Origin of the sequence: Thermobacillus xylanilyticus, assembly GCF_907165215.1 — a bacterium.
Classification (GTDB): Bacteria; Bacillota; Bacilli; order Paenibacillales; family Paenibacillaceae; genus Thermobacillus; species Thermobacillus xylanilyticus.
Genome location: NZ_CAJRAY010000008.1, coordinates 1 through 9232, shown reverse-complemented (window position 1 = coordinate 9232; position 9232 = coordinate 1). Strand labels below are relative to the sequence as shown.

Here is a 9232-nt window from a genome sequence, read left to right as displayed (position 1 = left end):
CAGCCGCCGCGGCAGCGGAAGCCGCGGGCGGCGGCATGGCCGTCGCCGGCGTCAATACGCTGGAAGAGGCGGTCCGCCTGCTCCGCAACTATGGCGATCAGGAAGGCCGCACGATGATCGGCGGCTCATAGTAATCGCGCAGCAGCGCCCGCGGATCGGCGGCGCCGGCGGCGAGGGCGTAGACGCCCGTCGCTCTTGCGTCCAGCTCCAGATAGCGCGCCCCCGCGCAGCCCAGCCCAGCGCCTTCGCCGCCCGCCGCGCTCAGCAGGACGGGCAGCTTCGCGGCTTTCCGCATCCGCTTGAGCAGCTCCTGCCCTTTCGGCGTGAAGCCGAGCACGCGGATGTAGGCGAGCCCTTCCCGCAGCGCGGCCGGGCGCCAGTCGTCCTTGCGGATGCCGAGCAGGACGGCGGTGAGCGCGCGCTGCAGCCGGGTCCGGGTGTAGCGCTTCGTCTTGAGCAGGCCGATCAGCTCGTCGACTTCGAGCCGTTCCAACGCCGGCAGCGCGCGCCGGATCCGGTGCTCGAGCCCTTCGCCGATGTCGCGATAACCGGCCAGCTCCTCCGCGCCCAGGCGCACCAGCAGGTGGAACAGCTGCTCCTTGAGCGCCGGCCAGCCGACCGGCGCCCGGCCGGCTTCCCATTCGCGCCGGAGCACGTCCAGCGTGACCGGCGGCACGTAAGAAGCGATCGCCTCCGGCCGTCCGCGCCCGAAGATGAGCCGGCGCAGCGCCGTCGCGCTCGCGATGGAGCCGGCCGGCGCATCGGCGTCGTGGTAGCCGGCTTGCACGCGTCGGATCGTATGCGGCTCCATCCGGCTGCCCAGGCGCTTCCATGCGATCAGGTAATGGAGGCCGAGCGTGTTGTTCGGCTGCTCCAGCGGGAACGCGGCAGCCTCGCTGTCGCCGCGGGCCGCGAGACAGAAGCGCAGCGCGGCGCTGTACGCGTCCGGGAAGCTGAGGCCTGCGGAGAGCCCTTCGGCGATCCGGCCGCGCAGATCCGCGGGCTCGTCCGCGGCGAGCTCCGCGATGCGCCGCAAGGCGTCGATGTCGCCGCTCTCGCTGCCGAAGCAGAAGCAGTCGACGACGCCCGTCGCGTCGAGCAGGCCGACGGCGCCGTATGCGAACCATTCGGCCGCGCTCGTCGCATAAGGAACGGGCAGCTCGATGACGAGATCGCATCCGCCGCGCAGCGCCGTTTCGGCGCGGGCCCATTTGTCCATCAGCGCGGGCTCGCCCCGCTGCAGGAAATGGCCGCTCATCACCGCGACGACCGCGTCCGCGCCCGTCACGCGCACTGATTCTTCCAGATGGTGCCGGTGGCCGTTGTGGAACGGATTGTATTCGACAATGACGCCGACGGTCCGCATCGTTTTCCTCCTCGCGACGCATAACAAGACTTGATCTGCTATAACAATATCACGCGGTGAAAATGTTGACAAAACGCGAAGCGGATCGCTATAATTACTTTTGTTTGTTTGGAGTGATCCTGTGAGAATTCATGTGCATGAGCTGATCACAAGCGGCGCTTCGCGGACAATCCGTGAGACGCTGGACGCGTCGGCCCTGTTCGCGGGAAGACGGGACGTGCTCTCCGCCGGTCCGCTCCATGTCGATCTTGAGGCGCGAGGCGTCGAAGACGGCATGGCCGTCGTCGAAGGCGAGCTGGCGATCGACGTGACGATGCCCTGCTCGCGCTGTCTGAAGCCGGTTCGGGTCAGCATTGCCGTTCCGTTTCAGGAGCACTTCAAGGTGAGCGCGGGACCGCAGACCGAAGAGGAAGCGGACCGGTTCATTGCGGTCAAGGACAATGATGTCGATTTGACGCCGTATGTGGAGGAAGCCGTGCAGCTCGAGCTGCCGCTCGTTCCGCTCTGCGCGGAAGACTGCAAAGGCCTCTGTCCCGAATGCGGCAAGGATTTGAACGAAGGGGAGTGCGGTTGCGACCGCACGCCGATTGATCCGCGGCTGGCCGCGCTGAAAGACCTGTTCCCGCGCTGACGGGGAAGTCCGGCACGCCGCAGGCGGATCATCCCGATTGGCGCGTCATTCGAAGGAGGTGGGACAGATGGCAGTACCATTCAGGAAAACGTCCAAAGCTCGCCGTGACAAGCGCCGCACGCATTTCAAGCTGGCGGTCCCGGGCATGGTCAAATGCGATCAATGCGGAGAGCTGAAGCTCGCGCATCACGTTTGCAAAGTGTGCGGTTATTACAAGACGAAAGAGATCATCAAGCAATAATGAACGAAAAGCAAGCACTTCATCAGCCGGTGAGGTGCTGTTTTTTTGACATCCGCGCCGTCTTGCGGAAGCGGTTTTTCCGGATTGCTTCCGGCGCGGCTTTTCATTATACTGATTTAGTACCTGGTTTTAAGAGGGGCCCTCAGTCGGATGGGCTGCGCCCATTCCGCAACAAACGCAGACCAAAAAGGCGGTGCTTCCCTGTGGAACGTCTGCCCAAGAAGGAGCGGCACCAGCGGCTGGCCCGTCTCATCGAGGACAATCCGTTCATCACGGACCGCGAGCTGACGCGGCTGCTGAAGGTCAGCATCCAGACGATCCGCCTCGACCGGCTGGAACTCGGCATCCCCGAGCTGCGCGAGCGGATGAAGCTGATGGCCGAGCGGTCGTTCGACGCCGTCCGTTCGCTGCCGCTGCACGAAGTGATCGGCGAAATCGTCGATCTCCAGCTCGACAAGAGCGGCATCTCGATCTTCGAAATCCGGGAAGAACACGTCTTCTCCCGCACCGGCATCGCGCGCGGCCATCATCTGTTCGCGCAGGCGAACTCGCTGGCCGTGGCTGTCATCAACGACGAAGTGGCCTTGACGGCGACGGCCGACATCCGGTTTATCCGCCAGGTGAAGCTGGGGGAAAAATGCATCGCGAAAGCATATGTGCGTTCCTCGGGCAAACGGAAGGCGAGAGTGGAAGTGTTCACCTATGTCGGGGAAGAGACGGTTTTCAGAGGCGATTTTCTGATCGTTCGATCTGCCGGAGCGCTGCAGGATGGAGGAGGGGATCGGCTTGCGGATCGCGATTGATGCCATGGGAGGAGATCTTGCGCCGGAGGAGGCGGTGAAGGGCGCGCTGGAGGCGGCGGCCGAATGGCCGGACACGTCGTTCGTGCTCGTCGGCGACGAAGGGCGGGTGAAGCCGCTGCTGAACGGCCAGGCGCCGCCGAACGTGGAGCTGCGCCACGCGTCCGAGACGATCGGAGCGGACGAGGAGCCGGTGCGCGCGGTGCGGCGCAAGAAAGACGCATCCATGGTCGTCGCGGCCCGCATGGTGAAGGAAGGCGAAGCCGACGCGATGCTGTCCGCCGGCAACACCGGCGCGCTCATGACGGCCGGACTGCTCGTCGTCGGACGGATTCCCGGCGTCGACCGGCCGGCGCTCGCGCAGACGATCCCGTCGGCGGACGATGTCGGCGTGCTCGCCCTTGATCTCGGCGCCAATGCGGACGCGCGCCCCGAACATCTCCACATGTATGCGGTGATGGGCAGCCTGTACCGGCAGCTTGTGCACGGCATGGAGCGGCCGCGCGTCGGCCTGCTCAATATCGGCACGGAGGAAGGCAAGGGCAGCGAGCTGGCGAAAGAAGCGTTCGCCCTGCTGAGCGGCGAGGCCGGCATCCGTTTCACCGGCAACGTCGAAGCGCGGGATGTCCTGCAGCGGGCGTGCGATGTGCTCGTATGCGACGGATTTTCCGGCAACGTCATGTTGAAAGCTTTCGAAGGCGCGGCCGCGCTCATCATGGGCGAGGTGAAGCAGGCGTTCACGAAGAACGTCCTGACCAAGCTGGCCGCGGCCGTCATGATGCCGGGGCTGCGCGGTCTCCGGCGCAAGATGGACTACAAGGAGTACGGCGGCGCGCCGCTGCTGGGACTCAGCGGCGTCGTCGTCAAATGCCACGGCTCGTCAGACGCGCGGGCGTTCCGCAACGGCATCCGCCAGGCGCGCGACGCGGTCCGGCACGGGCTGATCCGCGCGATCGCGGACCATATCAGCGGGAAGGAAGGATCTGGCGGATGAAGGCAGTAGGCATACTCGGCACGGGCAAGTATGTGCCCGACCGGATCTTGACGAACAGCGATCTCGAGCAAATGGTCGAGACGAACGACGAATGGATCGTGACGCGGACCGGCATCCGCGAGCGGCATATCGCCGCTGAAACCCAAGCGACGTCCGATCTCGCCTATGAGGCGGCGGTCCGGGCGCTGGAAGCGGCGAAGCTGGCGCCGGAAGACCTGGATCTGATCATTGTCGCGACGATTACGCCGGACATGTTCTTCCCGTCGACGGCCTGCATCCTGCAGGACCGGCTCGGGGCGCGCAAGGCCGCGGCGTTCGACCTGTCGGCGGCCTGCTCCGGCTTCATCTACAGCCTGGCGACGGCGACGGGCATGCTGAAGAGCGGCATGTACCGGAACGCGCTCGTCGTCGGCGCGGAATGTCTGTCGCGCATTACGGATTACACGGATCGGAACACCTGCATCCTGTTCGGCGACGGCGCGGGGGCGGTCGTGCTCGGCGAAGTGCCGGAAGGCCGCGGATTCCGTTCGTTCGAGCTGGGCGCGGACGGCTCCGGCGGACCGCTGCTCAAGCTCGCCGGCGGAGGCTCGCGCATGCCGGCATCGGCCGAGACGGTGAGCAGCAAGGCGCATTACATCTACATGGCCGGCAACGAGGTGTTCAAGTTCGCGGTGCGCATCATGGGCAGCGCTGCTGAAGAAGCGCTCCGGAAAGCGGGCATCGACAAGAAGGACGTCGATCTGCTCGTGCCGCACCAGGCGAACATCCGCATCATCCAGGCGGCGCTCAGCCGGCTGGAGCTGCCGGAGGAGAAATGCATGATCAACCTCGACCGCTACGGCAACGCCTCCGCGGCTTCGATTCCGATCGCGCTGGCGGAAGCGGTCGAGCAGGGACGGGTAAGCGAAGGGGACTGCCTCGTGCTTGTCGGTTTCGGCGGCGGGCTGACCTGGGGCGCTTCCGTCCTCATCTGGTAGGAAGCGGGGGTTACCGAGATGGGCAAAATCGCATTCGTGTTCCCCGGCCAGGGCGCGCAGGCGGTCGGCATGGGGAAGGACGCGTACGACGCGTCCCCGGCGGCGCGCGCGGTCTTCGAGCGCGCGGACGCGGCGCTCGGATTTGCGCTCAGCCGGATCATTTTCGAAGGTCCCGAGGACAAGCTCAGGCAGACGGAGAACACGCAGCCGGCGCTCCTTACGGTGAGCGCGGCGCTGCTTGAGCTGATCGCAGGCCGCGTCAGGCCGGACTATGTTGCCGGCCACAGCCTGGGCGAGTACAGCGCGCTCGTCGCGGCCGGCGTCCTGTCCTTCGAGGACGCGGTGCGCGCGGTGCGGCTGCGCGGCGAATTCATGGAAGCGGCCGTGCCGGGCGGGCAGGGCGCGATGGCGGCTGTGCTCGGCGCCGAACGCGGCGCCCTTCAGGCGCTGTGCGAAGCGGTCAGCGCCGAGACGGGGCTCGTCGTGCTGGCCAACGTGAACTGCCCCGGGCAGATCGTTGTGTCCGGAACGGCTGAAGGCGTGCGGGCGGTCGTCGAACGCGGGAAGGAAGCGGGCGCGAAGCGGGTCATCCCGCTGGAAGTGAGCGGCCCGTTCCATTCGCCGCTCATGCAGCCGGCGGCGGACCGGCTGGAGCAGGTGCTGGCGGAGCTGACGATGCGGGACGCCAAAGTGCCGGTCATCGCCAACGTGACGGCGGAGCCGGTGACGTCGGCCGAAGAAATCCGCGGCCTCCTGAAGCGGCAGGTCACCGCGCCCGTCCTGTGGGAGGACACCGTCACCCGCCTGGTCGGCCTCGGCGTCGACACGTTCGTCGAGATCGGCTCGGGATCGGTGCTGACCGGGCTTATCCGGAAGACGGACAAGTCGGTAACCGTTCATACCGTGAACAGCCTGGCCGCGCTGGACGCCGCGCTGGCCGAACTGGCGCCCTGAGCTGACGAAGGCGCCCGAAATCCGAGAGGAGGGTCCGCATATGTTCGCGTCTCTGGAAGGGAAGAAGGCGCTCGTGACGGGCGCATCCCGCGGCATCGGCCGCGCGATCGCGATCGCGCTCGCGGAAGCCGGCGCCGACGTGGCGATCAACTATGCCGGCAGCGCGCAAGCCGCGTCCGAGACGGCGGCCGCCGTGGAAGCGCTCGGCCGCAAAGCCTTGCTCGTGCAGGCGGATGTCGGCAAGCTCGACGCGTTCGAGCAGATGGTCGGCGAGGTGCTGGAACACTTTGGTTCGCTCGACATTCTGGTGAATAACGCCGGCATCACGCGGGACAATTTAATGATGCGCATGAAGGAAGAAGATTTCGATCAGGTCATCGAGACGAATCTGAAAGGCGTGTTCAACGGCATCAAGGCGGTGACCCGGCCGATGATGAAGCAGCGCTCGGGGCGGATCATCAACATTTCGTCCGTCGTCGGCGCGATCGGCAACGCCGGCCAGGCCAATTACGCCGCCGCGAAAGCCGGCGTGATCGGCCTGACGAAGTCGGCCGCGCGCGAGCTCGCTGCCCGCGGCATCACCGTCAACTGCGTCGCGCCCGGCTTCATCGAGACGGACATGACGGACAAGCTGCCGGAGGACATCAAAACCCAGATGTTCGGCCAGATTCCGCTCGCGCGCTTCGGGCAGGCGGCGGAGGTGGCATCCGTCGTCCGGTTCCTGGCGTCCGACGCCGCATCGTACATGACCGGCCAGACGATTCATGTCGACGGCGGCATGTACATGGGCTGAGTCCGGACAGGCTATGGCAATTTCCCGGACAATCTTTTATAATACCGAGAAGAGGAGGTGAGCCGGATGTCCGACGTTTTTGAACGCGTGAAGCGTATTGTCGTGGATCGGCTGGGCGTGGACGAGGCGGAAGTGACGCTCGAAGCGAGCTTCAAGGAAGACCTCGGCGCGGATTCCCTGGATGTCGTAGAGCTTGTCATGGAACTGGAAGACGAGTTCGATATGGAAATATCGGACGAAGACGCGGAGAAAATCACCACGGTGGGTGAAGTCGTCCATTACATACAATCGCATTCTTAGTTCCGCAAGTCCCGTTGACAAGACGGGACTTCGCTCCATTTCCGACAGTCCGTCCGCGCATTGCGGTATGCGCTTGCAGTATGCACACGGTCGGCGCGGCTCAGCGCACCCGCGGCCAACGCGCCGCCTTTTGGATAGATGCCGTTGACAGAGGTGAAACATTTGAAGCACAGAGTTGTCGTTACCGGCATGGGAATCGTAACCTCGCTCGGCAGCGACCTGGAGACGTTCTGGAACAATCTTGTCGCCGGCAAGTCCGGCGTATCGCGGATTGAATCGTTCGACGTGTCGGAATATCCGACGCAGATCGCTGCGGAGATCAAGGATTTCAACCCGGAAGACTATATCGACAGGAAAGAAGCGCGCCGCATGGACCGGTTCGTGCAATTCGCCGTTGCGGCGGGCAAGATGGCGGTGCAGGACGCGGGTCTGGAGCTCGGCGTCAACGTCGATCCCGAACGGGTCGGCGTCATTGTCGGCAGCGGCATCGGCGGGCTCGGCACCTGGGAAGAACAGCACAGCATTCTGCTTGAGAAAGGGCCGAAGCGCGTCAGCCCGTTCTTCATTCCGATGATGATCGCGAACATGGCCTCCGGCCAGATCTCGATGAGCATCGGAGCGAAGGGCCCGAACACCACGGCGGTCACCGCATGCGCGACGGGCACGCACTCGATCGGCGATTCCTTCAAGCTGATCCAGCGCGGCGACGCGGACGCGATGATCTGCGGCGGCGCGGAGGCGACGATCCGCCCGACGGGGCTGGCCGGCTTCTGCTCCATGCGCGCCATGTCGACCCGCAACGACGAGCCGGAGAAGGCGAGCCGCCCGTTCGACGCGGAACGCGACGGCTTCGTGATGGGCGAAGGCTCCGGCGTGCTCGTGCTCGAATCGCTTGAGCATGCCGTAAAGCGCGGCGCCCGCATCTATGCGGAAGTGATCGGTTACGGCATGAGCGGCGATGCGTATCATATCACCGATCCGGATCCGGACGGCGCAGCGCGGTGCATGCAGCGCGCGCTGAAGGACGCCGGCATCGAGCCGGAGGCGATCGACTACATCAACGCCCACGGCACGTCGACGCCGGTCGGCGACCGTTCGGAGACGCTTGCGATCAAGAAGGCGTTCGGCGATCACGCGTACAAGCTGGCCGTCAGCTCGACGAAATCGATGACCGGCCATCTGCTCGGCGCGGCCGGCGGCATCGAGTCGGTCATTCTGGCGCTGACGCTGAAGAACGGCGTGATCGCGCCGACGATCAATCTGGAGAACCGGGATCCCGAATGCGATCTGGACTACGTGCCGAATGCCGCGCGCAAGTCGGACGTCAAGACGGCGCTTTCGAACTCGTTCGGCTTCGGCGGCCACAACGCGACGATCGTGATGAGGAAATATGAAGCCTGACCGATTCGATCAGCTGCAGCAACAGCTCGGCATCCGGTTCAAGCGAACCGGACTGCTCAAGCAGGCGTTCACCCATACGTCCTATGTGAACGAACATAAAAGCGGGAACGCACAGGACAACGAGCGGCTCGAGTTTCTGGGCGACGCCGTCATGCAGCTTCTCGTGTCCGAACATCTGTATCTGATGCATCCGCGGCGTCCGGAAGGGGAACTGACGCGGATGCGCGCGTCGATCGTCTGCGAGCCTTCGTTCGCGAAGTTCGCGGAGACGCTGGATCTGGGGCGGTACGTGCTGCTTGGCCGCGGCGAAGAGCAGCTCGGCGGACGCACGCGGCCGGCGCTGCTGGCGGATCTGTTCGAGTCGTTCATCGGCGCGCTGTATCTCGATTCCGGGTTGGAAGCGGTGCGCGAGTTTTTGAAGCGGCACATCTTCCCGCTGATCGACGGCGGCGACTATCTGCCGGTGAAGGACTACAAGTCCAGGCTGCAGGAGCGCGCGCAGCATCGGGCGCTCGGACCGGTCGAATACGTCATTGACGAGGAACGCGGACCGGCGCACGACCGGGAATTCGTCGTCGGTGTACTGGTCGGCGGCGTCCGGTACGGAACCGGCGTCGGACGCACGAAGAAGGAAGCGGAGCAGCAGGCGGCGGCCGAAGCGTGCCGCCTGATCGGAAGCGGCGAGACTTGAGGCGGTCCGTCTGACCAGCGGCGGTACCCCCGGCATGCCGGCGAACGGCTTCGAACGATTCGTTCGAAGCCGTTCGCCGGTTCA

Annotated in this window: 11 protein-coding genes; 10 read left to right on the top strand and 1 reads right to left on the bottom strand. The window is 65.1% G+C overall.

Annotation, left to right across the window (positions count from 1 at the left end; genetic code table 11):
• Window positions 1–97 precede the first annotated feature (97 nt).
• On the bottom strand, window positions 98–1366 hold the full coding sequence (locus tag KJQ12_RS02090; RefSeq protein WP_213483276.1) for a nucleotidyltransferase: 1269 nt from the start codon (window positions 1364–1366) through the stop codon (window positions 98–100).
• Between the two features lie 121 nt (window positions 1367–1487).
• Between KJQ12_RS02090 and KJQ12_RS02085 the strand changes: the two genes are divergently transcribed.
• From KJQ12_RS02085 to rnc, 10 genes are all read left to right on the top strand, one after another.
• Entirely contained in the window at window positions 1488–1997 is a 510-nt protein-coding gene (locus KJQ12_RS02085) for a YceD family protein (protein ID WP_213483275.1), read from the top strand.
• Window positions 1998–2064: 67 nt separating this feature from the next.
• Window positions 2065–2238: a 50S ribosomal protein L32 gene (rpmF, locus tag KJQ12_RS02080; RefSeq protein ID WP_015255009.1), complete on the top strand. Its 174-nt coding sequence runs from the start codon at window positions 2065–2067 to the stop codon at window positions 2236–2238.
• A 203-nt stretch (window positions 2239–2441) separates the two neighbouring features.
• On the top strand, window positions 2442–3041 hold the full coding sequence (gene fapR, locus KJQ12_RS02075; protein WP_015255008.1) for a transcription factor FapR: 600 nt from the start codon (window positions 2442–2444) through the stop codon (window positions 3039–3041).
• Entirely contained in the window at window positions 3025–4032 is a 1008-nt protein-coding gene (gene plsX / locus KJQ12_RS02070; protein WP_041854368.1) for a phosphate acyltransferase PlsX, read from the top strand. The genes fapR and plsX overlap by 17 nt, the downstream gene beginning before the upstream one ends.
• A complete protein-coding gene (locus KJQ12_RS02065) occupies window positions 4029–5009 on the top strand; it encodes a beta-ketoacyl-ACP synthase III (protein WP_015255006.1) in 981 nt (326 codons plus the stop codon). Before plsX ends, KJQ12_RS02065 begins: the two co-directional genes overlap by 4 nt.
• A gap of 18 nt (window positions 5010–5027) precedes the next feature.
• Complete coding sequence (gene fabD / locus KJQ12_RS02060) at window positions 5028–5963, top strand: ACP S-malonyltransferase (RefSeq protein ID WP_213483274.1); 936 nt, start codon at window positions 5028–5030, stop codon at window positions 5961–5963.
• Between the two features lie 40 nt (window positions 5964–6003).
• Window positions 6004–6756, top strand: coding sequence for a 3-oxoacyl-[acyl-carrier-protein] reductase (gene fabG, locus KJQ12_RS02055; RefSeq protein ID WP_213483273.1), 753 nt, complete (start codon window positions 6004–6006; stop codon window positions 6754–6756).
• Window positions 6757–6822: 66 nt separating this feature from the next.
• Entirely contained in the window at window positions 6823–7056 is a 234-nt protein-coding gene (acpP, locus tag KJQ12_RS02050; RefSeq protein ID WP_015255003.1) for an acyl carrier protein, read from the top strand.
• A gap of 162 nt (window positions 7057–7218) precedes the next feature.
• Window positions 7219–8457 (top strand): beta-ketoacyl-ACP synthase II, encoded by a 1239-nt coding sequence (fabF, locus tag KJQ12_RS02045; protein ID WP_015255002.1) that lies wholly within the window; start codon window positions 7219–7221, stop codon window positions 8455–8457.
• Complete coding sequence (gene rnc, locus KJQ12_RS02040; protein ID WP_015255001.1) at window positions 8447–9148, top strand: ribonuclease III; 702 nt, start codon at window positions 8447–8449, stop codon at window positions 9146–9148. Before fabF ends, rnc begins: the two co-directional genes overlap by 11 nt.
• The last annotated feature ends 84 nt before the right edge of the window (window positions 9149–9232 follow it).

What these genes read in the sequence shown, in the direction of transcription:
- fabD (WP_213483274.1), top strand. Translation starts at nt 5,028, where the DNA reads ATGGGCAAAATCGCATTCGTGTTCCCCGGCCAGGGCGCGCAGGCGGTC.
- KJQ12_RS02090 (WP_213483276.1), bottom strand. Translation starts at nt 1,366, where the DNA reads ATGCGGACCGTCGGCGTCATTGTCGAATACAATCCGTTCCACAACGGC.
- acpP (WP_015255003.1), top strand. Translation starts at nt 6,823, where the DNA reads ATGTCCGACGTTTTTGAACGCGTGAAGCGTATTGTCGTGGATCGGCTG.
- rnc (WP_015255001.1), top strand. Translation starts at nt 8,447, where the DNA reads ATGAAGCCTGACCGATTCGATCAGCTGCAGCAACAGCTCGGCATCCGG.
- KJQ12_RS02065 (WP_015255006.1), top strand. Translation starts at nt 4,029, where the DNA reads ATGAAGGCAGTAGGCATACTCGGCACGGGCAAGTATGTGCCCGACCGG.
- rpmF (WP_015255009.1), top strand. Translation starts at nt 2,065, where the DNA reads ATGGCAGTACCATTCAGGAAAACGTCCAAAGCTCGCCGTGACAAGCGC.
- fabG (WP_213483273.1), top strand. Translation starts at nt 6,004, where the DNA reads ATGTTCGCGTCTCTGGAAGGGAAGAAGGCGCTCGTGACGGGCGCATCC.